Annotated in this window: 23 protein-coding genes; 10 read left to right on the forward strand and 13 right to left on the reverse strand. The window is 64.6% G+C overall.

The genetic code is table 11. The features are described from left to right. Positions 1-14: 14 nt before the first annotated feature. The 10 genes from FJW06_RS00780 to FJW06_RS00825 form a co-directional block, all read right to left on the reverse strand. On the reverse strand, positions 15-383 hold the full coding sequence (locus tag FJW06_RS00780) for a cupin domain-containing protein (protein ID WP_140746502.1): 369 nt from the start codon (positions 381-383) through the stop codon (positions 15-17). A 68-nt stretch (positions 384-451) separates the two neighbouring features. Then, the gene (locus FJW06_RS00785) at positions 452-1,837 is read right to left on the reverse strand and encodes an FAD-binding oxidoreductase (RefSeq protein WP_140746505.1); all 1,386 of its coding nucleotides are present in this window, start codon (positions 1,835-1,837) and stop codon (positions 452-454) included. 80 nt (positions 1,838-1,917) lie between these two features. After that, positions 1,918-3,030 (reverse strand): ABC transporter ATP-binding protein, encoded by a 1,113-nt coding sequence (locus FJW06_RS00790; protein ID WP_140746508.1) that lies wholly within the window; start codon positions 3,028-3,030, stop codon positions 1,918-1,920. Further along, complete coding sequence (locus FJW06_RS00795) at positions 3,027-3,824, reverse strand: ABC transporter permease (protein WP_140746511.1); 798 nt, start codon at positions 3,822-3,824, stop codon at positions 3,027-3,029. Before FJW06_RS00795 ends, FJW06_RS00790 begins: the two co-directional genes overlap by 4 nt. Continuing rightward, positions 3,824-4,693 carry an ABC transporter permease gene (locus tag FJW06_RS00800; protein ID WP_140746514.1) on the reverse strand — a complete coding sequence of 290 codons (870 nt, stop codon included), beginning with the start codon at positions 4,691-4,693 and terminating at the stop codon, positions 3,824-3,826. Before FJW06_RS00800 ends, FJW06_RS00795 begins: the two co-directional genes overlap by 1 nt. A 24-nt stretch (positions 4,694-4,717) precedes the next feature. Beyond that, on the reverse strand, positions 4,718-5,791 hold the full coding sequence (locus tag FJW06_RS00805) for a PotD/PotF family extracellular solute-binding protein (RefSeq protein WP_140746517.1): 1,074 nt from the start codon (positions 5,789-5,791) through the stop codon (positions 4,718-4,720). 38 nt (positions 5,792-5,829) lie between these two features. Beyond that, positions 5,830-6,498, reverse strand: coding sequence for an XRE family transcriptional regulator (locus FJW06_RS00810; protein WP_140746520.1), 669 nt, complete (start codon positions 6,496-6,498; stop codon positions 5,830-5,832). 140 nt (positions 6,499-6,638) lie between these two features. Further along, entirely contained in the window at positions 6,639-8,420 is a 1,782-nt protein-coding gene (locus tag FJW06_RS00815; protein WP_140746523.1) for a chloride channel protein, read from the reverse strand. Between the two features lie 238 nt (positions 8,421-8,658). After that, positions 8,659-9,168 (reverse strand): cupin domain-containing protein, encoded by a 510-nt coding sequence (locus FJW06_RS00820; RefSeq protein ID WP_140746526.1) that lies wholly within the window; start codon positions 9,166-9,168, stop codon positions 8,659-8,661. An 18-nt stretch (positions 9,169-9,186) separates the two neighbouring features. Next, positions 9,187-9,915, reverse strand: coding sequence for an NAD(P)-dependent oxidoreductase (locus FJW06_RS00825; RefSeq protein ID WP_140746528.1), 729 nt, complete (start codon positions 9,913-9,915; stop codon positions 9,187-9,189). A 62-nt stretch (positions 9,916-9,977) separates the two neighbouring features. Here FJW06_RS00825 and FJW06_RS00830 point away from each other — a divergent pair, with 62 nt between their 5' ends. Continuing rightward, the gene (locus FJW06_RS00830; RefSeq protein ID WP_140746531.1) at positions 9,978-10,451 is read left to right on the forward strand and encodes a MarR family transcriptional regulator; all 474 of its coding nucleotides are present in this window, start codon (positions 9,978-9,980) and stop codon (positions 10,449-10,451) included. 13 nt (positions 10,452-10,464) lie between these two features. Here FJW06_RS00830 and FJW06_RS00835 read toward each other — a convergent pair whose 3' ends face one another. Further along, positions 10,465-10,764: a putative quinol monooxygenase gene (locus FJW06_RS00835; protein ID WP_140746534.1), complete on the reverse strand. Its 300-nt coding sequence runs from the start codon at positions 10,762-10,764 to the stop codon at positions 10,465-10,467. Between the two features lie 121 nt (positions 10,765-10,885). Here FJW06_RS00835 and flhA point away from each other — a divergent pair, with 121 nt between their 5' ends. The 7 genes from flhA to FJW06_RS00870 all read left to right on the forward strand — a co-directional run bounded on the left by flhA (position 10,886) and on the right by FJW06_RS00870 (position 16,272). After that, positions 10,886-12,973 (forward strand): flagellar biosynthesis protein FlhA, encoded by a 2,088-nt coding sequence (gene flhA, locus FJW06_RS00840; RefSeq protein ID WP_140746537.1) that lies wholly within the window; start codon positions 10,886-10,888, stop codon positions 12,971-12,973. Then, the gene (gene fliR, locus FJW06_RS00845; protein WP_140746540.1) at positions 12,970-13,722 is read left to right on the forward strand and encodes a flagellar biosynthetic protein FliR; all 753 of its coding nucleotides are present in this window, start codon (positions 12,970-12,972) and stop codon (positions 13,720-13,722) included. Before flhA ends, fliR begins: the two co-directional genes overlap by 4 nt. 2 nt (positions 13,723-13,724) lie before the next feature. Continuing rightward, positions 13,725-14,111: a hypothetical protein gene (locus FJW06_RS00850; protein ID WP_140746542.1), complete on the forward strand. Its 387-nt coding sequence runs from the start codon at positions 13,725-13,727 to the stop codon at positions 14,109-14,111. Between the two features lie 71 nt (positions 14,112-14,182). Then, positions 14,183-14,752 carry a rod-binding protein gene (locus tag FJW06_RS00855; protein WP_246674489.1) on the forward strand — a complete coding sequence of 190 codons (570 nt, stop codon included), beginning with the start codon at positions 14,183-14,185 and terminating at the stop codon, positions 14,750-14,752. 8 nt (positions 14,753-14,760) lie between these two features. After that, complete coding sequence (locus FJW06_RS00860) at positions 14,761-15,180, forward strand: hypothetical protein (protein WP_140746545.1); 420 nt, start codon at positions 14,761-14,763, stop codon at positions 15,178-15,180. A gap of 77 nt (positions 15,181-15,257) precedes the next feature. After that, the gene (locus FJW06_RS00865; RefSeq protein WP_140746548.1) at positions 15,258-15,788 is read left to right on the forward strand and encodes a hypothetical protein; all 531 of its coding nucleotides are present in this window, start codon (positions 15,258-15,260) and stop codon (positions 15,786-15,788) included. A gap of 199 nt (positions 15,789-15,987) precedes the next feature. After that, a complete protein-coding gene (locus FJW06_RS00870; protein WP_140746551.1) occupies positions 15,988-16,272 on the forward strand; it encodes an SCP2 sterol-binding domain-containing protein in 285 nt (94 codons plus the stop codon). A 65-nt stretch (positions 16,273-16,337) separates the two neighbouring features. Here FJW06_RS00870 and FJW06_RS00875 read toward each other — a convergent pair whose 3' ends face one another. After that, positions 16,338-16,877 (reverse strand): N-acetyltransferase, encoded by a 540-nt coding sequence (locus tag FJW06_RS00875; RefSeq protein WP_140747661.1) that lies wholly within the window; start codon positions 16,875-16,877, stop codon positions 16,338-16,340. A gap of 328 nt (positions 16,878-17,205) precedes the next feature. After that, positions 17,206-18,339 (reverse strand): ornithine/lysine decarboxylase, encoded by a 1,134-nt coding sequence (gene odc2 / locus FJW06_RS00880; protein ID WP_140746557.1) that lies wholly within the window; start codon positions 18,337-18,339, stop codon positions 17,206-17,208. 541 nt (positions 18,340-18,880) lie between these two features. On the opposite strand from odc2, the gene FJW06_RS00885 reads away from it, so the two are divergent. Both FJW06_RS00885 and FJW06_RS00890 read left to right on the forward strand, forming a co-directional pair. Further along, entirely contained in the window at positions 18,881-20,077 is a 1,197-nt protein-coding gene (locus FJW06_RS00885; protein WP_140746560.1) for an amidase, read from the forward strand. A 2-nt stretch (positions 20,078-20,079) separates the two neighbouring features. Further along, positions 20,080-20,979, forward strand: a complete 900-nt coding sequence (locus FJW06_RS00890; RefSeq protein ID WP_140746563.1) for a LysR family transcriptional regulator — start codon at positions 20,080-20,082, stop codon at positions 20,977-20,979. Positions 20,980-21,019 lie beyond the last annotated feature (40 nt).

The following is a 21,019-nucleotide window of genomic DNA, read 5'->3' on the forward strand; positions in this document are numbered from 1 at the left end:
CAAGGAATAGGCGCTCAGCCGGCGCTCTGGATCATGTAGAGCTTGCGGGTGGTCTCGTGGATACGCCACTCGCCCTTCCACCCCTGCGGCAGGACGAGAAGGTCGCCCGGCCCCAATGCGCGCATCTCGCCGTCGGCGCGGCCCACTTCCACGCGACCGGAGATGATGTGGCAAATCTCGGACGAGTTCGTGCGGTCGGCGGTAAAGCGGCCGGGGGTGCATTCCCAGATTCCGATGTCGACGCTGCCATCCGGCGATCGGAAGAAGGATCGCGCAGCCTCCAGCTGATCCCCTTCGATCGAGGTCGGCTTCGGTGAGAAGGCGCCGATGTCGGCCTTGGCGAGGTCGTGAAAAGTCGAAAGATCGATCAAGCTGGTCTCCATAAATCAGGGCAACTCCGGCGGTCTGGAATTGCGCGAAAACGAAACAGTTGGAACGGTCCTGCGAACCGCTAATGGCCGGTGATGCCGTCGGCGAGAGCGGCCAGTTTCGAGGTGTGATTGAGCCCAGCGGCCTCGCGGTTATCGGCGATGCGGTAGAGCTGGTACATCGAATGGACGCCCAACCAGCGGAATGGCTCCGGCTCCCAGGGCCGCACCTTGCGGTTGACCCACGGCAGCCGCGTCAGTTCGGTGTTCTCGCCAAGCACCAGATCGGCGAGCGTGCGCCCGGAGAGATTGGAGCTCGACACGCCGAGCCCGACATAGCCGCCGGCCCAGCCAATGCGTGTCCTGGGGTCAAGGCCGACGGTCGTGCACCAGTCGCGCGGCACGCCGAGCACACCGCACCAGGCGTGGTCGATGCGGCTCCCCGCTGTCTGCGGCAACAGCGTCGTGAGGATCGTATGCAGCTGGTCGATCGTCGCCTGCTGCGTCTGGCCATTGACGTCGGTGCGCGAACCGTAGCGGTAGGGCACGCCGCGCCCGCCCATGGTAATGCGCCCCTCGCGCGTGCGCTGGGCATAGCAATAGGCATGCGCGGCATTGCCGAGCAGCTCGTGCCCCTCCCAGCCGATCTTGCGCCAAAGCTCTTCCGACAGCGGCTCGGTGACGATCTGCGCGCTGTTGAGCGCCAGCCACGTCCGCTCCTCGCCCGGAATGCCGGCGGTGAACCCTTCCGTCGCCCGGATGACGGTTTCGGCCCGCACCGTGCCGCGGTCCGTGGTCACGACGCCCTTGGCAATGGCAGTCACCGTCGTCTTCTCGCAGATCGAAACGCCGAGACGCTCGACCGCCGCCGCGAGCCCGCGCACCAGCTTGGCCGGCTGCACGCGCGCCTGGCCGTGGATGACGAAGCCGCCCATGACATTCCGGATGTTGATGCGCGCTCGTGTCGCCTCGGCGTCGAGCAGCTCGATGCGTTCGGGATCGGCGTCCCAGGAGCGGATCGTCTCACATTCCTCGCGCACGCGTTCCAGCTGCGCCGGATTGGTGGCGACCGTCAGATTGTCGACGCGGCGGATATCGGCATCGATGCCCTCTTCTGTCGCCACCCGGATCACCTCGTCGACGCAGCCTGCCATCGCCTTCTGCATGGCGGTGACGCCTTGCCGGGTCGAGGTCTTGAGATATTTCTCGCGCGACCAGCCGAAGCCGCCAGACAGCCAGCCGCCATTCCGCCCCGAGGCGCCGAAGCCGGCGAACTCGCGCTCGAGCAGCACGATGCGCAGCGAAGGCCTGGCCTTCTTAAGGTAATAGGCCGTCCAAAGCCCGGTATAGCCGGCGCCGACGATCGCGACATCCGCCTCGGTGTCGCCGGGCAAAGGCGGACGCGGCGCGGGGATATGGCCCAAATCCGCATACCAGAACGAGATATCGCCGTTGCGCTTGACTTGCATGGGATGGTTTCCGCCAGAGCAATTCCAGGAAAAGTGTGAAACGGTTTTCCGTCCGGAATTGCGTTAAAACAATGAGGTGATCAGGTGAGTGTTGTGTCGGCCGTGCTGTCGTCGGGCAGGAGTTTCGCATCGGCGCCGTCGAAGCACAGCTCGATCTTCTCACCGAGGCTAAAACTTTCGCCGGCGAGCGGCGAACGCACGATTGCGATCGAGCCGTCGCCGAGCTTCACTTCATATTTCGAGCCCGAACCGAGGTAGATCGCCTCGGCGATCGTTCCCGACAGCCGGTTCGTGCCGCCGGCATCCTGCCCCGGCCGGCGGATGGCGAGTTTCTCCGGCCGCAGCAGCATGACCGGATTGGCTTCGCCCGCGAGCCGGCGCGGTGCGCTGACCGTCTCGCCGGCGATGGTCAGCGCCGTGCTTGTGCCGTCGCTCTTCACCTCGCCGCGCAGAACGGTGGAATCGCCGATGAAGCGGCCGACGAACAAAGTCGCCGGTTCGTCATAGAGCTGGCGGCCGGTGCCGACCTGCTCGATGCGGCCGCGGTTGAAAACGGCGATCCGGTCCGACAGCACCAGAGCTTCTTCCTGGTCGTGCGTGACATAGACGAAGGTGGTGCCGAGCTCGCGATGGATGCGCTTGATCTCGAGCTGCAGCCATTCGCGCAGCTTCTTGTCGAGCGCGCCGAGCGGCTCGTCCATCAAGAGCAGCGGCGGATCGAAGACGATGGCGCGCGCCAGCGCGACACGCTGCTGCTGCCCGCCGGACAATTCGCTCGGATAGCGATGCGCGAAGTCGCCCATCTTGACCATGTCGAGCGCTCTCGCGACGCGTTTCTTGCGCTCGTCCTGGGCGATGCCGCGCAACGTCAGCGGATAGGCGACGTTGCGCCCGACTGTCATGTGCGGGAACAGCGCGTAATGCTGGAAGACGACGCCGATATTGCGCTTATGCGCCGGCACGCCGACCACGCTTTTCCCCCCGACCAGAAGCTGGCCGCTGGTCACGTCGGTGAAGCCGGCGACCACGTTGAGCGTCGTCGTCTTGCCCGAGCCGCTCGGCCCGAGCAGCGTCATGAACTCGCCGGGCTCGATCCTGAGCGAGACGCCGTCCAGCGCCTTGAAGGCGCCATAGGCCTTGCTGACCGTATCGAGGTCGATCGCGGCGCCGCGATTTTCCGCTCTCGGGTTCATAGGCGACCCTTCCGCTCGCGGCCAAGGAGGAGCATGCCGCCGCCGATCAGGATCGTGGTGGCGCATAACAGGATGGTGCCGACGGCCGCGACCGTCGGATCGGCATCGCGCGTGATCGAGGAAAATATCTGCACCGGCAACGTCTTGAGATAGGGGTTGGTGATGAACAGCGACACCACGATCTCGTCGAAGGACGTGGCGAAGGCGAACAGCAGGCCCGACAGGATGCCGGGCAGGATCAGCGGCAGCGTCACTGTGCGGAACGTGGTCAGCGCGCCAGCGCCGAGACTTGCCGCCGCCGTCTCAAGCCGCCTGTCGAACACTTCGAGATTGGCCGAGACCGCGATCAGCACGAAGGGCAGCGCGAGGATGGTGTGCGCAAGCACGAAGCCCGTCAGTGTGCCGACGAGTTGCGCGTCGAGATAGACGGCATAAATGCCGATGGCCAGAACCACGCCCGGCACCACCATCGGCGTCAGCATCAGCATGCGCAAGAGATTGGCCGGCCGCGCCTTCATCCGGTCGAGACCGAAGGCGGCGAGCGTGCCGAGCACCGTCGCCAGCACCGCCACCAGCGAGGCGACCTTGAGCGAGTTGAGGAAGCTGGTCGACCATTCCGGATTGGTGGCGAAGTTCTGGTACCATTGCCAGGAAAAGCCCTGCGGCGGGAAGGCGAGCGACTTGTTCTCGTTGAACGACATCGGCACGACGACCAGCGTCGGCGCCACAAGCCAGATCGCCACCAACAGGCAGACGAGGCCGAGGATGAGGCGGGTGAGCGGCTTCATCTCCATCAGCGTCGCCCCGCCTCGCGATGCCTGGACCGCATGACCGGCGCCGCCAGTGCCAGCAAGACGAAGGTCGCGACCAGGAGCACCACGCCCATGGCACCGCCGCGCCCCCATTGCAGCAAGCTCAGCACCTGCGTCTGCACCAGCGTCGACAGCATGGTCGATCGCGGTCCGCCGAGCAGCGCCGGCGTGATGTAGAAACCCAGCGCCAGGATGAAGACGATGATCGCGCCGGCATAGACGCCCGGCAGCGACAGCGGCAGATAGACGGTGAAGAAAGCGCGCGACGGCCGCGCGCCCAGGCTTCGCGCCGCCTGCACCAGTCTGAGATCTATACCCTTCATCACCGAATAGAGCGGCAGGATCATGAAGGGTAAAAGCACCTGCGCCATGCCGATCACCACGCCCGTCTGGGTGCGGATCAGCCGGACGCCGTCGAAACCGGCTGATCTCAGCAGCGAATTGATGACGCCCGAATCCTGCAGCAGGATTACCCAGGAGAGCGTGCGCACCACGCCGCTCACCCAGAACGGGATCAAGACGCAAAGCACCAGGATAAGCCGCACGCGCGGCCCTACCGCGGTCATCAGATAGGCGTAAGGATAAGCGCAGAGCACGCAGACCACAGTCACCCATGCCGAGATGGTGAAGGTGCGCTGGAGCACCGTCAGGTTGACTGGCGCGCCGAAGAACCAGGCGTAGTTCTGCAGGCCCCATTGCGGCTCCGACAGGCTGCGCAGCACGATGGTCAGCAGCGGATAGCCGATCACGGTCACCAGCAGCAGGAGCGCCGGCAGCGTGAGCGCGTACGGCCGCCATGCCCAGCGCGCCCGTTGCGGGGCGGAAGGCGTCGTCGGTTCGAGCGCGCTCACGTGCTTTGCCTCCCGTTCAGCCGGTCAGTTGCCGGCCATCAGCGCGGCCCACTTCTCCTGCGCCACCGCGAAGTTCGGCACCCAGAACTTGAAGTTCTGCTTGTAGCCCTGCTTCTGGCGCTCCGGCGTGTTGGTCAGGAAGGCGGAGACGGAAGCGTCCACCTTGGGCTGCGCCTCGCTGTTGATCGGCGTGTAGGACGTCTTCTCGGTCAGGATCTCCTGGGCATTCTTGCCGAGATAGGCGTTGAGCAGCGCGTAAGCGGCATCCGTGTCCTTTACGCCGACCGGGATCGTCATCTGGTCCATCACCACCAGCCAATCCTGCCATGCCGGCGCGTATTTTGCGCCGTTCTTCACCGCGGTCATGGCGCGGCCGGTCCACATCATCAGCATGTCGGCCTCGCCGGATTCGGCGAGCTGCTGCGATTCAGCGCCCGTCTTCCAGAAGATGGTGTCGGGACCGAGCTTGCGGACCACGTCGATGGCCTTGTCGATATCGGCCACGGTCATCGCCTTCGGATCGCCGCCGGCATATTTGAAGGCCTGTTCGAGCAGGCCACCGGTCGGGCTGCCCGAACCGTCGACTCCGCGCACGCCGGGGAATTTCTGCGTATCGAAGAAGTCCGCCCAGCTCTTGGGTGGATTATCCTTGTACTTCTCCTTGTTGTACATCAGCACGACGCCGTAGTTCATCGCCGGCACCGAGCATTCGCCGACTTGGCCTTCCGGGATCTTCGAGACGTCGAGCTTGGTCAGGTCGAGCTTCTGGAACAGCTTGCCGCAATAGACGTAAGGCGGCAGGTCGTCCGTATCGACGACGTCCCATGTGACATTGCCGGATTCGACCTGCGCTTGCAGCTTGGCAATTTCCGTCGGACCATCATTGAGCAGCTTGACGCCGGACTTGTCGACGAACTCCTTCAGCGCCGCCACCTGGCCATCCTGGTAGATGCCGCCATAGGAGACGAAGGTCAGGGTCTTGCCTTTGAGCGAGCCTTCCTTCACCTCGCCAGCCACGGGCTTGTCCTGCGCAAAGGCCGCGCCGGTCAGAACCCCAAGCGCCAGGACGGCGCCAATGCCATATCTCGATTTCAGCATAACGATAACTCTCCCATTCATGCCCGCGGTTTGGTCGTTTACCTGGCGGCGGGCGGTTTCCAGGTCGTGTATTGATCGAGCTCGGCGCGCGGCGAGGTCGGCGGCGCGATGACCCACATCACTTCGGCCCGGCCACTACCGATGTTCTCGGTGCGATGCGGTGTAGATGTCCTGTATTCGACGCTGTCGCCCTCTTCGAGCACATGGCGCGTCTCGCCCAGGAAGACCTCGACGACGCCGCGCAGCACGATCAGCATCTCATGCGCGTCGCCATGTGTGTATTGGTCGGGGCCCGTCGAGCCGCCGATCTCGAACTCGCCGACATAGACCTCCATGTCGCTGAGCGGCGGCCGCGAAAGCAGCATCTTGCGGCAGCCGTCGCTGGGCGGCAGGCTTGGGCGCTCGCTGCGCCTGAGCACGCCGTGGTGATCTTGAGCCGTGCTCTCCGCGAAGAGCAGCGCGACGCTAACGCCGAGCGCCGAAGCCATCTGGTTGAGCGACGCCGTGCTGGCGCCAGTCAGGCCGCGTTCGAGTTGACTGATGAAGCTGGCACTGGTGCCGGTCGCCTCGGCGAGGTCGCGCAAGGAAAGCCGGCGGGCAAGGCGAAGGTCCTTGAGGCGCATACCCAGCACTTCTTGGGCGGCTGTCACAACCAAACCGTTCTTGTTCCCGTTTGAAGCCTGGCCCTTATCGGAAACCTTGGGCATCTCGTTTGTTCTCCACTGCACAGTTTGTACAGTGACACTGTACAATTAGCAAGCAGCGAGCATCCGGCCAAAACCAGCCTTCAGCTGGGCCAGTTGACCGAACGATCGATAAATAGTTCTTCGTACGGCAGTAAAGTGGGTCAGCCTTCGCCCGACAGGTCGCGGCGCGCCTTGTCGAGCTCTTCGGCATAGCGGCGCATCAGATGGCTTTCGGTGAGCAGGCCGAGAACGATGCGCTCGTCGAAGTCCTCGACCACCGCCAGCTCTTCCGCTCCGGTGCGCTGGAAGGTCTCGGCCGCAGTCTGGACGTTCATCGACGGCACTAGTACCGCATCCTTGAACTGGGCCAGCGCGCTCACCGGCGTGTCGTCGTCGGAGCGATCGCTGTGCAGTACCGGCACCAGCAGCATGCCGACATATTGGTCGGCCTGCTCGACGGCGATGACGCGCTGTCCCGAGCCGAGCGGGACCTCCTTGCGGAATTCGGCAAGCGTGGTCGAGGCGGGGATGGTACGGACGTCCTTGCGCATCATCGTGCCGACGGTGAGGCTGCGCATCCAGCCGACGTCATGCGCGCTGCGGATGGTCTCGCCGCGCAGATGGAAGCGCCAGGTCGAGAAGGAGTAGCCGAAGGTCTCGCGCACTAGGATCGCCGACATGATCGAGGCCGCCAGCACCACGCCGGTGAGCGTCAGGTCGCGGGTCGATTCCAGCGCCAGGAACGTCATGGTCAGCGGACCGCCGACGACGCCGACCGCGAGCGAGGTCATGCCGACGACGGCCGCGACCGCCGGGTCGATGCCGGCCGACGGCGCGGTCATCGCCATGACACCGGCGAAGACCTTGCCGAGCAGCGCTCCCAAGAACAGCGAGGCGAAGAACAGGCCGCCGCGGAAGCCGGAGCCGAGCGAGATGGCCGAGGCCGCCAGCTTCAACACGAAGACGCTCGCCACCACCGGCAGCGCGTAGTTCATGGCGAATTCGCGGTGCAGCGCGCCGTGCCCGCTGGAGAGCACTTGCGGCGTGACCAACCCGAGCAGTCCGACGAAAATGCCGCCGATGAAGGGCCTGACCGAAGCGTCGATCGACAACCGCACGAAGAGGCGCTCGACGATGCTCACCAGATGCATGATGGCGATCGACGCCGCTCCGCCGAGCAGTCCCAGAAGCAGGAACGGCACATATTCGCTGGCGGTCAAATTCGGCAAACCGGACAATTCCAGCGGGAACGGCACGCCGCCGAACATTTTCGCCGTCAGCGAAGCGCAGATCGCCGCCGTCATCACCGGCGCCACATTGGCGACGGAGTAGATGCCGATGACCAGCTCGAAACCGTAGAAGGCGCCGGTCAGCGGCGCGTCGAAGGCGGCGGCGATCGCGCCGGCCGCGCCGCAGCCGACCAGGATGCGGATATCGTTGCGGCGCAGGTGGAAGGCGCGGGCAAGTCGGGAAGCAATCCCGGAACCGATCTGCGTGTAGCCGGCTTCCAAGCCGACCGAGGCACCGAAGCCGCTGGAGATCAACGTCTGCGCCACGATGATGAACGTGTCGGTGAGCGACATGCGCCCGCCATAGAGCGCGTTCGCCTCGATCGGGTCGACCGGCGTGCGGAACTTGCGCTTTCTGAGCCAGATCACCGAAAGGCCGAGCAACAAGCCGCCGATCGCCGGATACATCGCCTGCGTCGGATCGGCGAGCGAGAACATCGCCGAAAGCCGGCCGCCCGGCTGCACATCGAACAGCAGCCAGTGCATGCCTTGCACCAGCGCGCTCATGCCAGTGACCAGCGCGCCCGCGATCATGCCGACCACGCCGGCCATCAGCACGATCACTATGCCGCGCGCCTCGAGCACGGGGATCGAGCTGATCAGCACCGCGCGAAGCCGGCGGGCGTAGACTTGTGGGTCGTTTCTGGCAGGCAACGGACGGCTCGCCGGTATGCGGAAGAAAAACAGCTGCCGTGGGTGATACGCGCGGCCGCTATGCGTGGCAACCGCAATGCCGACCGCTTGTGGCGCCATTTTGGCGTTGCGCGAATTAGCGTTAATGCATGTCGCCCAGAAGTGTGGAGCGGTTCTGGGACAACGACATGCATCAAGCAAAGACCTAAAGCACGTTGCGCTTCAGGGAAGGCTTTCCGCCGCGACAAAGGCCATAGATTTAATCAGCTACCGGAATGGTCAGCGGGCCGCAATCGTCCTCCGCGACGAAGATCGCCAGCAGTTCCGCCGGCTCGGTGGCGCTAGCGTTCTGGGCGAAGGCGTGGATTGCGCCCGGCGCTTCGAACCAGATCTGACCCTGAGTGTAGGTCATTGCCGGACTGCCTTCCATCTGCGAGCGCAGCGTTCCCTTGATGACGAAGGCCGTAACGGAACCCGGATGACGGTGCCGCGGCGTGTAGGCATTGGGCGGAAATTCGACCAGCGCCGTGGTGATCGAACGCCCCGGAACATTCGGCAGCTTTTCGCAGGAGAGCGGCTTTACCTTGGTGGTCGGACGCGCCGTCGCCCCTTCTCCGGCATCGGCCCCCATCATGTGGATATGCGCGTCCATTTCTCCAGTGATGGCGGCTGCCCTGTTGCCCTGGACTATGGCCATGCCAAGCAGCGTCGTGGCGATAGCGGCGACGCCAAGCAGCGCCAGACTTCGCGAAGAAATGCCTTCGAGCATGACGGCCAACTCCCTCGTTTACTCGGCCATGCGAAAGCCGGCGTGCCAGCCGAGCTCGGTGACGGCCTTGTCGGTCGTGATCTGGCCATTCGGCTCCGCCACATTGAAGGCGCCCTGCGCACCCCGCTCGACGGCAAGCAGCGCCGCATAGGCGGCAGCGTCGACATGGACGGCCGGCTCCGCGGCGCTTTCCGCGCCGGTGCCTGGTCCATAGAGGTGGCCGTAGCGCAGCACGATGCCGGTGATCGGCGAGGCGCCGAGCACATGCTTCTCCAGCGCAATGACGCCGCCGATGCTGACGGCGCGGCTGCCCTCGGCGCCGCTGTCCAGCGGATCCGTCTCGGCATGCGGCTCGGCTCCTGGCGCATAGACCCAGGCGATGCTCTGCGCGATCAGCCGCTTGACATTGGCCGCCTTGGCTGCCTCGACGAGGTTACGCGTTCCCTCGTTGCGGATGCGGGCATTGCGTATGGTTGCTTCAGCCATCTTCGATGGATCGAGCCCGGCGGGCAGATCTGTGAGCTGATGGATCACGATCGCCGGTTTCGCTGCCATGACCGCGGTGCGCAGCGCGTTGGCATCGAACACATCGACCACCACCGGATCGGCGCCGAGCGCGCGAAGATCGTCTGCTTTTGCCGCCTGGCGCGTCGTCGCCGTCACCTGATGACGAGCCGCCACCAATTGCGGCACCAGCCGGCGGCCGATCGCGCCCGAGGCGCCCGCGAGAAAAATACGATAGCCCATCGTCTTTCGTCCCTTGATGCGATAATATCAGAATACGAACAACATATAAGAGCTATGATATCATGCGCAAGGGGAGTCCATCCATTCCGTCCGCCGGCGAGGGCAAGCGCGGCGAGCAAGGCTATCTCGGCTATCTGCTGCGCCAGGCGGCGGCCGCCTACCGCCTGAAGGTGGAGCGCGCGCTGGACGAATTTGGCGTCACTCAGGCGCAGTTCGCGGCCCTTACTATGATCTCGGCCTATCCGGGCCTGTCCAATGCCGATCTGGCCCGGCTGGCCGTACTGACGCCGCAGACGGTGAGCGTGATCGTCGGCAATCTGGAGAAGGCCGGCTCACTTGTCCGCCGGCCTCATGCCGTCCACGGCCGCATCCAGCATCTCGACCTCTCCGACAGCGGCCGCGCCCTGCTGAAGAAATGCCGGGAACGCGTCTACAGGCTTGAAGGCGAGCTGACCGCCGGCCTCTCCGCCGAGGCGGAACGCGCCATACGGCGCTGGCTGGTCGCCATCGCGACCGCGGAAGCGGCACAGCGGTAAATAGCTCAGACGATCAGGTCGGCGCGCCGCCGTCCGTCTCGAAAAGCGTGAGCTTACGGTCGCCGATGCCGAGTTCCGCCCAGCTCGCGCGCCATTCCGCGATATGCACCGACTTGAAATGCGCTTCGAGCGCGGCGCGGTCGCTCCAGACCTCTGAGACATGGATGAGGCCGGCATCCAGCACATCCTGCGCATAGGAATAGCCGAGGCAGCCCGGCTCGGCGCGGCTCGCCGAGATCATGCGTTGCATCGCCGGCTTTGCCCGTTCGAGCCTGTCTGGCGGCAGCCAGATCGTGCCGATGATCAGGAGCATCTGCCTTCCTTTCGCAAATACCGTGGCCAGGTTCCGTAGCCACTCTCCCACCTTCGCGCAAGCTTGGAGGGTTACGGTAAAGGGGCTGCCCTGTGCGTGGCGATTGTTGATTGGGGACGAGATGGCGATCAGCGAAACACTTGTGCCTGGCGCGGTAGCCAAGAACGGCCGCGACGTCTTCTTCGCGCTCGGCATCGTCGTCATCCTGGCGGTGCTGTTCCTGCCGATCCCGGCCTTCCTCATCGACATCGGCCTCGCCTTCTCGATCGCGCTTTCGGTGCTGATCCTGATGGTGGCGCTGTGGATCCAGCGGCCGCTCGACTTCTCGTCCTTCCCGACGGTGCTGCTGATCGCAACCATGCTCAGGCTATCGCTCAACATCGCCACCACGCGCATGATCCTGTCGCACGGCAATGAGGGCACGCATGCCGCGGGCTATGTCATCTCCGGCTTCTCCAAGCTGGTGATGTCGAGCGACTTCGTCATCGGCCTCATCGTTTTCATGATCCTGATCGTGGTGAATTTCATCGTCATCACCAAGGGCGCGACCCGCATCGCCGAAGTCGGCGCGCGTTTCACCCTGGACGCCATCCCCGGCAAGCAGATGTCGATCGACGCCGATCTCTCCGCCGGCATGATCGACGACAAGACGGCGCAGCTGCGCCGCCGCGAGCTGGAGGAAGAATCCTCCTTCTTCGGCTCGATGGACGGTGCGTCCAAATTCGTGCGCGGCGACGCCATTGCCGGCCTGATCATCACCGCCATCAACATCGTCGGCGGCATCGCCATCGGCTATCTGCGCCACGGCATGGGCCTCGGCCAGGCGGCCGACGTCTTCATCAAGCTGTCGGTCGGCGACGGCCTGGTCACCCAGATCCCGGCCCTCATCGTTTCGCTCGCCGCGGGCATGCTGGTCTCCAAGGGCGGCACGCGCGGCTCGGCCAACCAGGCGGTGTTCGGCCAGCTCGGCGCGCATCCGCGCGCCCTCTATGTCGCCGCCTCGCTGCTGGTCATCCTCGGCCTGATGCCGGGCCTGCCGCTGTTCCCCTTCTTCGCGCTCGCCGGCGGCATGGCCGGTCTGGGCTACATCATCCCGCTGCGCCAGAGCCGCGAGCGCGCCGCCGCCGAAGCCCTGAAGACGCAGGAGAAGGCCAACAAAGTCGAGGAGGAGAAGAACTCGGTCAAGGCCTCGCTGGTCACCGCCGAGATTGAGCTTCTGATCGGCAAGCAGCTTTCGACCAGGCTGATGGTGGCGCATCAGGAACTGGTCTTTCGCATGTCGAAGATGCGCAAGAAATTCGCCCAGCAATACGGCTTCGTGGTGCCGGAGGTGCGCGTCGCCGACGACTTCGCCATCCCGCCCAAGAGCTACCAGATCAAGGTGCACGGCACGGTCGTCGCCGAATACCAGATGCGCGTCGGCGAGATCATGGTGCTGCTCGGCACGCGCGGCGTGCCGGAAATTCCCGGCGAGGAGATCCGCGAACCGGCCTTTGGCATGCGTGCCTATTCGGTGCTCGAAACCTTCGCCGAGGATCTGAAGCGCGAGAACTTCACTTTCGCCGACAACATGTCGGTCCTGCTCACCCATCTTTCGGAAGTCATCCGCAACAACCTGCCGCAGCTTCTCTCCTACAAGGACATGAAGGCGCTCTTGGAGCGGCTCGATCCGGAGTACCGCAAGCTCGCCGACGAGATCTGCACCTCGCACATCTCCTATCCCGGCCTGCAGGCCGTGCTGAAGCTGCTGCTTGCCGAGCGCGTCTCGATCCGCAACCTGCATCTGATCATCGAGGCGATCGCCGAGATCGCGCCGCATGTGCGACGCACCGAGCAGATCGTCGAGCATGTGCGCATCCGCATGGCGCAGCAGATCTGCGGCGACCTCTCCGAAGGCGGCACGCTCAAGGTGCTGCGCCTCGGCAACCGCTGGGACCTCGCCTTCCACCAGAGCCTCAAGCGCGACGCCAAGGGCGAGGTGCGCGAGTTCGACATCGATCCGCGCCAGCTCGAGGAGTTCGGCCAGGACGCCACCAAGGCGATCCGCAAGCATCTCGAGGCCGGCGAGCGCTTCGTGCTGGTCACCGCGCCGGACGCCCGCCCCTATGTGCGCATGATCATCGAGCGGCTGTTCACGACCCTTCCGGTTCTCAGCCATGTCGAGATCGCCAAGGGCGTCGAGATCAAGGTGCTCGGAACGATCTCGTGAACGCGCTCTCGCAAGGCGTCGTCATCGCCGCCTTCCTCGCCTTTTGCCGCATCGGCGCCTGCTTCATGCTGATGCCGGGCCTGTCGAGCGCGCGGGTGCCGATACAGATCCGGCTCTTCGTGTCGGTGGCGGCGACCGGCGGCCTGCTCGCCTTCCTGTGGGACCGCATCTACCCGTTCGTCGATCCGCGCCCGCAGATCCTGGCGCCGATGATCGTCTCCGAGCTGCTGGTCGGCGGGCTGATCGGCGCCATGACCAGGCTCTATATGGAGGCGCTGCGCTTCATGGGCTCGGCCATCGCCATGATGATCGGCTATGGCGGCTCGGGCGGACCGGCGATCGAAGAGCCTGAGCCGCAGGCAGCGCTCGCCGCCATCATCTCGTTCTCGGCGCTGCTTCTGCTCTTCGTCTTCGACTTCGACCACGAGATCGTCAAGGCGCTTGTCGCCTCCTACCAGGTCGCTCCGGTCAACGTGTTCTTCAACCCGCAGGCGGCCCTCGTCGACGTCACCGATACCGTGTCGGACGCGTTCTTCCTGGTCATCCGGCTCGGCAGCCCGTTCGTCGCCTATGCCATCCTGGTCAATCTGACGATCGGCTTCGTCAACAAGCTGACGCCGCAGATCCCGGTCTATTTCATCTCGCTGCCCTTCGTCATCGCCGGCGGCATGATCATCTTCTATTTCGCCGTCGGCACACTGTTGTCGCTGTTTGTCGACGGCTTCGTCGACCTCACGCTGGCGAGATAGCCATGACCGCGCGCAAGGATCGCCTGAAGAAACTGGTCAAGGTGCAGGAGCAGTTGAAGGCGTTGCACGAAACCCGCCATGCCGGTTTCCTCGCCGCCGCAGTCAAGGCCGAAGCGGAGGCCAAGGAACTGATCGAGCGCTTCGATACTGACAGTTCGCTGGGTTCCCTCTTTCCGGAAATCTATCATCGCCGCATCACCGACGCGCTCGGCCGTCAGGAACGGAACCTCGAGAATGCCCGCCAGGAAGTATCGCTGATCGCCACCGCGACAGCGCGCACCAACATGGTCGAGCGCGCCTACAAGGACGAGCGCCGCCGCGACGAGCGCGAACGCTCCGACCGCGAGCGGCTCGATCTGATCATGCAGAAGCGAACCTCCGACGGCTAATCACCGCAAGCCTGCCACAAGCTTCTTGAGTCATTGTGCAACTGACAAAACCGTCAAAAGGCAGAGCTTTCTTGGCCATTTCCCCACCCAGCGACATCGTCATGGACGTTGCCCGCGCAGCGGAGCCGGCCGATGTCGAGGCCGCGCGCGCGGCGCTCGCCAGAAGAGCGAACGGCGCCTCGGCGCCATTCGCTCTCGATCCCTCGGCGACGGTCGATGCCGGCTCCATTCTCTCGCGTGCAACGGCCGACAAGGCGGAAGCCGCCAATCCGGCGAAAAAGTTCCAGCGCTTCGAGGCTATGGTGCTGACGACTTTCATCCAGAACATGATGCCCAAGGACACCGAGGGTGTTTACGGCAAGGGCCTGGCCGGCGACATGTGGAAGTCGCAACTCGCCGAAAAGGTGGCCGATGTCATGGCCACGCATGGCGGCATCGGTATCGCCCGATCAATGCTCGCCGACCACTATCTCGACGGCAAGCACAAGGTGCCGGTCGGTCCTGTTGCCGGCGGACCGCAGAAAGCCGAGCTCGACCAGCAGACCCGGTTTTCGACCTCGATGATCGAGGAGCTCGAGCGCAAAGCCGCACGGTCGATAACCGGCGACGAAACGACCATAAAAACGGACATCAAGATCTAGGGACCTACATGGCCGACCAAACGGACCTTTCCAACCTTCCCGCACGCACCAACGCGATGGAGGCACCCGCCGCCGCACGACCCGGCAACCTCGCCGCCATCATCGGCCGCATCGAGGAAGTCGTGGACGAGGAGACCGCCGGCATCCGCAGCGGAACGGCCTATGACCTCAAGGCCTCGAACGCGCGCAAGAGCCGATATCTTTACGAGCTCAACCGCGCCTTGAAGGGCGCCAACGAGATCGAATTCCTCGAGCAGCATAAAGAAGGCCTGCTGCGGCTGCGCGAGAAGCTGGCGAAGAACGAAGCGGCGATCCTTGCTCATCTCAACGCCGTCAACGAGGTGGCCACGCTTCTGAGGAACGCCATCCAGCGCGCCGATGCCGACGGCACCTATTCGGCCGGCGAGTTCGGCATGGCGCGAGCATGATCCCGAACCGCAGGACCGCGTCAGCGAAAAGTGGAGGCCGGTTTTTCGGACAAGATCATGCTCGAAGCAAATAGAACATGATAAAGTTCATCGCCGCCGCGCTGTGGATCTGCGCCGTGACGCTCGGCGCGGTCTTCTATTCCTTCCAGGCGGCCGGCCAGCGCGGCGCAGCCGAACCGCCAAAGCCGATGCTGGGCGGCCTCGACTACGTCAAGACCGACATGATCTCGGTGCCGCTGCTGCGCGACGGCAGCATCGACGGCTATTTCCTCACCAAGCTCGTCTATACGGTCGAACCGGCAGAGATAAAGAAGCTGTCGATCCCGGCCCAGGCGCTGATGACCGACCAGGTCTATTCCTATCTCTATTCCAACCCGCAGATCGATTTCACCAAGAAGGAATCGATCGATCTCGACGCTTTCCGCAAATCGATCCGCGACACCATCAACACCCGCGTCGGCGTCGAGCTGGTGCACGAGGTGCTGATCGACCAGGTCAACTTCCTCTCCAAGGACGATATCCGCGACAACGCGCTTCGCCGCCGCAAGAATGCCGGCGAAACCGCCGCAGCGATGACCAAGGCGTTCAAGACCGCGCCGGAGCATTGATTGCCCGGCCAAACTCGGCACGGATGTCTTAGTCGAGCTTACCCCTGATGCGACATGACGCATGGTCACCGCGTTGACGTTTACGTCAACTCGAAGCTATATGCGCGGCGACGGGCGGCCGCTTAGGCGCGGCGCGCCTACCTCGCCCAGCGGCTCGATAAGCCGGTGCGCGTCAACGCTACCAATGAGGAGAACCGCCATGGGCGTTCAGGAGATTGCCGACAAGATCAGGTCGCGCGTGGCAAGCGCGGGGTTCGAGCACTCGGTCAAGTTCGACACCGGCAGCGACGGCGTCGTCGTCATCGACGGCGCGACCGTCTCGACCACCGACGCGCCGACGGATTGCACCGTCAAGCTGTCGCTCGACGATCTGGATTCGCTGATCGCCGGCGACCTCAACCCGACCATGGCCTTCATGGCCGGCAAGCTCAAGGTCGAGGGCGACATGACGGTCGCCATGGCGCTCAGCCAGTTGCTCGGCTGATCCTTCGTAAAAACAAGAACGCCGCCCGACGGGCGGCGTTGCTCTTTTTGTCGAGGCTAAAGCCTTCAGGCCACGAAGCCCTGGGCTTGATCCTTGATCTTGCGGCCGGCGGCCTTGATCGTGCCTCTTGAGGCATCCAGCGCGCCTTCCTTCAGCTCAAGCGCCAGAAGCCGGTGCCGCTCATAGGGGCCGGGCATGGCGAGCGCCCCGGTGCGGTCGGCCGAGAAGCCGAACCGTCCGTAATAGGGCGCATCGCCGACGAGCAGGATCGCACCATGGCCGAGCCGCGCGGCCTCGGCAACGGCATGCCGCATCAGCGCCGAGCCGATGCCGCCGCTCTTCAAGCCCGGCTCGACCGCGAGCGGGCCGAGCAGCAGCGCCGCCGGACCGCCCTCGCCCAGCCTCACATCCCAAAGCCTCACCGTGCCAACGACCGCGCCCGAAGCGTCGCGGGCGACGAAGGCCAAGCCTTCCGAAGACCGGCGTCCGCGCCGCAGCTTCTCGGACGACTTCTTCTTGCGCTTCGGCCCCATGGCGCGGTCGAGCAACGCTTCGCGAGCCGCGACGTCGCCGGCGCCTTCGCCGACGATGACGAAGGCCGGCACCTGGGCGGCCCCCTCGTCCGGCGCGCCGCGCGAGCCAGCCTGTGCCCAGTAGGCAAGGGAGGGCGCCAACGCATTTTCAGGCGAAATGGAAACCGGTTCGCCGTAAGAAAATGCGTTACGAAGCACTGCCGTCGAGCCATTCTCCCCCGCGGGGGAAAGCTCAGCCGACGGTCCGGACGAGGGGGCAATTTCGGTGGCCGCAATGGCCGATTTGATCTGGTATTCCATATCCGCGATCCTTCACGAGCGGAAATCTGTCCCACAAACGAGCCCGGGCGGGCGACATCATCGCCCGCGCCGGATGATCTGAACGGTCCTTGCGGACCGGTCAGATCACGTAGGATCGGAGGGGCTCGAAGCCGTTGAAGGCGACCGCCGAATAGGTGGTCGTGTAGGCCCCGGTGCCTTCGATCAGCACCTCGTCACCGATCGTCAGCGACAAGGGCAGCGGATAAGGCGTCTTCTCATACATCACGTCGGCCGAATCGCAGGTCGGGCCGGCGAGCACGCAAGGCGCGGTCTCCGAGCCGTCATGGCGGGTGACCAGCGGGTAGCGGATCGCCTCGTCCATCGTCTCGGCGAGACCGCCGAACTTGCCGATGTCGAGGAACACCCAGCGCACATTGTCGTTGTCGGCCTTCTTGGAGATCAGCACGACTTCCGACTTGATGACGCCGGCATTACCCACCATACCGCGGCCTGGCTCGATGATCGTCTCGGGCAGCGCGTTGCCGAAATGCTTGCGCAGCGCCGAGAAGATCGCCTGGCCATAGGCCTGGGCGGCAGGCACGTCCTTCAGGTAACGGGTCGGGAAACCGCCACCCATATTGACCATCTTCAAGACGATGCCTTCCTCGGCGAGCGTCGAGAACACCTTCTTGGCGTCGCCCAGGGCGCGGTCCCAGGCCGAAAGATCGGTCTGCTGCGAGCCGACATGGAACGACACGCCATAGGCGTCGAGGCCGAGCCCCTTGGCATGGCGCAGCACATCGACGGCCATCGCCGGCACGCAGCCGAACTTGCGCGACAGCGGCCACTCGGCGCCTTCCCCGTCGGTGAGTACGCGGCAGAACACGCGCGAGCCGGGGGCGACGCGGGCGATCTTCTCGACCTCCTCGACGCAGTCCACCGCAAAGAGGCGGATGCCGAGCTGGTAGGCGCGTGCGATGTCACGCTCCTTCTTGATGGTGTTGCCGAAGGAAATGCGGTCCGCCGGCGCACCCGCGTCCATCGCCATCTCGACCTCGGCAACCGATGCGGTGTCGAAGGACGAGCCCATCGCAGCAAGCAGGCGCAGGATTTCCGGCGCCGGGTTTGCTTTCACCGCATAGTAGATCTTGGAATCGGGCAACGCCTTCTCGAAGGCGCGGAAATTGTCGCGCACGACATCGAGGTCGACGACGAGGCAGGGACCGTTCGGACGTCGGGTGGCGAGGAAATCAAGGATGCGCTGGGTGGCCATCGGGGTCTCTCCATAACGCCTTTCGGCGCGCACAAAGGCTGCTGACGCGGGCGCTCAGCCTCGCGTACTCGCGGTCAAACAAAGGCGGGACGTCAAATCCATGGAACCAGCCGGTGGAGACCCCGGAACCATGGAATGCCGTCTCGCGGCGATGAACCTTGGCCTTGCCCGGCCTCGGTTCGCTTTGTCTGCCTTGGCTTGGATGGGAGAGCCCGTCCGCACTGCCGGCAATGAAGGTGTGCCTCTTTAGTAACCCCGGTCTTTGGACAACCGGAAGAGAACCAGAAAGGCCCGCACCGTCGTTGCTTCAAGGTGTCCTCGGTCTTGTGGTTGGCCACTGACCGACTGGAGGGGTTGGCTCCAGTTACCTTACCGACTGCCCTCACCATTCGAGGATCGGCGGACACCCACAGGCACGTGCGACTTTGGGCAAGCGCGATATAGGAGCGAAGGGGTTCACAATCAATAAAAATCGTAAGCCCAGGTTGTAAAATTTCCGGCATCGAACAATGTTGGTCGCACAGTATCCGGAAATCGAACGATGCCAGGAACTCAAGGACCGCTGAACGCCTTCCTCGATCTGCGCCAAATGCCTGTGGCGCATGCGGAATTGGGCCCGCTCGCCGGCCTGCGCCTGGCCGTCAAGGACATCTACGACGTCGCCGGCTACCGCACCGGCTGCGGCAACCCGCAAAAATTCGAGGAAGCCAATGCCGCTTCGCGCACGGCCGAAGCGGTGCAGACGATCCTCGATGCCGGCGCGCGATTCGTCGGCAAGACCCAGACCGACGAATTGGCTTTCTCGCTGTTCGGCCAGAACGCGCATTTCCCCTACCCGGTCAATCCCGCCGCGCCCGATCGCGTCACCGGCGGCTCCTCCTCCGGCTCGGCAGCCGCGGTTGCCGGCCGGCTGGCGAACATCGCCACCGGCTCCGACACCGGCGGCTCGATCCGTGCGCCGGCAAGCTTCTGCGGCCTGATCGGGCTGCGCACCACCCATGGCCGCATTTCGCTCGACGGCGCGATGAAGCTGGCGTCGAGCTTCGACACGTTCGGCTGGTTCGCCGACGACATCGAGACCTATGAGGCGGTCGGCAAGCTTCTGCTCGGCCGTGATCCGCACCAGCACCCGCTCAACCGCCCGCTGTCGATCCGCTGGCTGGACGCCTTCGTCATGGGTCCGGCGGAAGCCGCCGAATATACGCGTATGAAGGCGTTGGCGGCCGCCGTCATCGGCCAGCCGGTGGAGACCGAATACGCCTTCGCCTCGTCTCCCGACGAGCTTTACTGGTGCTTCCGCCGCCTGCAGGCTTTCGAGGCCTGGCGCGAGCATGGCCCCTGGATCTCGGCCGGCGGTCGCCTCAGCCCGGGCGTCGAGGAGCGTTTCGGCTTCGGCCGCACCATCGATGCCGAGTCCGCCGCCGCCGAAGCGGCGCGGCGGCTGGCTTTCCGGGCCGAGCTTGGCGCCCTGCTCGGCAACAACGGCTTTCTGGTCCTGCCCACCGTTCCCGGCGCGGCGCCGCTTGCCGCCGGCACGCCGGAACAGTTCCAGGGCTATCGCGAAAGGGCGCTGCATCTCTTGTGCCTTTCGGGCCTTTCGGGCTTTCCGCAGATCACCTTGCCGATCGGCTCGGTCGACGGCGCGCCCTTCGGCCTGTCGCTGCTCGGCCCTTCCGGCAGCGACGTTGCCCTGATACGGCTCGGCCGCAGGATTCTCGACGCGGCACGAAAGGTCTGACCATGGATACATTGACGCGCATGCGCGCCTTCATCGACGTGGTCGAGGCGGAAGGCTTTTCGGCCGCTGCGCGCAAGATCGGTCGCTCCAAGGCGCTTTTGTCGAAATATGTGCGCGAGTTGGAGGACGAGCTCGGCGCGCTGCTCTTGAACCGCACAACGCGCCAGTTCTCGCTGACCGAAGCCGGCCACACCTATTATCAGCGCGCCTCCGAGATCGTGCGCGAGGTCGACAGCCTCGCCGAGGCGGTGCGCCAGTCTTCCGGCGACGTCCGCGGCAGGATCAAGCTGTCGGCAGCCCGCACCTTCGCCGACGCGCCGATCGGCCAATCGCTGGTCGACTTCGCCAGGCAGCATCCCGACATCGTGCTCGACATCCATCTCGACGATCGCTTCGTCGACTTGGTCGAGGAAGGTTTCGACCTTGCCGTGCGCATCTCGCGGCTGGAGAACTCTTCGCTGATCGCCAGGCGGCTGGCGCCGTTTTCGGTCAGGCTTTGCGCGTCGCCGGAGCTGATCGCCAAGCATGGCAAGCCGACGCGTCCGCAGGATCTCGCCAACATGCCCTGCATCGTAGACACCAACGGCCGCTCGCTGTCCAACTGGCGCTTCAAGGGCGAGGCCGAGGACTCCATCAGCGTCGCTGTTTCGGGTCCGATCGAGGTCAATAGCCCGATTGTGGCAAGAGCCGCCGCGCTTTCCGGGCTGGGCTTTGCCATGCTGCCGGATTTCATCGCCGCCTCCGACGTCGCATCCGGCAAGCTGGTCACAGCGCTCGACGATCGCCTCTTGGCGGGCACCGGCATCTTCGCCGTCTATCCGCACCGCCGCTATCTGCCGGCCAAGGTAAGGGTCCTCGTCGATTTCCTAGTGCAGTGGTTCAAGACGCGCGACACAGCGTAGTAACCCGCGTCCCAATTTCGCCCCCTTTATGTTAACTGTC

This window comes from Mesorhizobium sp. B4-1-3 (assembly GCF_006439355.1).
In the GTDB taxonomy this organism is placed as follows: domain Bacteria; phylum Pseudomonadota; class Alphaproteobacteria; order Rhizobiales; family Rhizobiaceae; genus Mesorhizobium.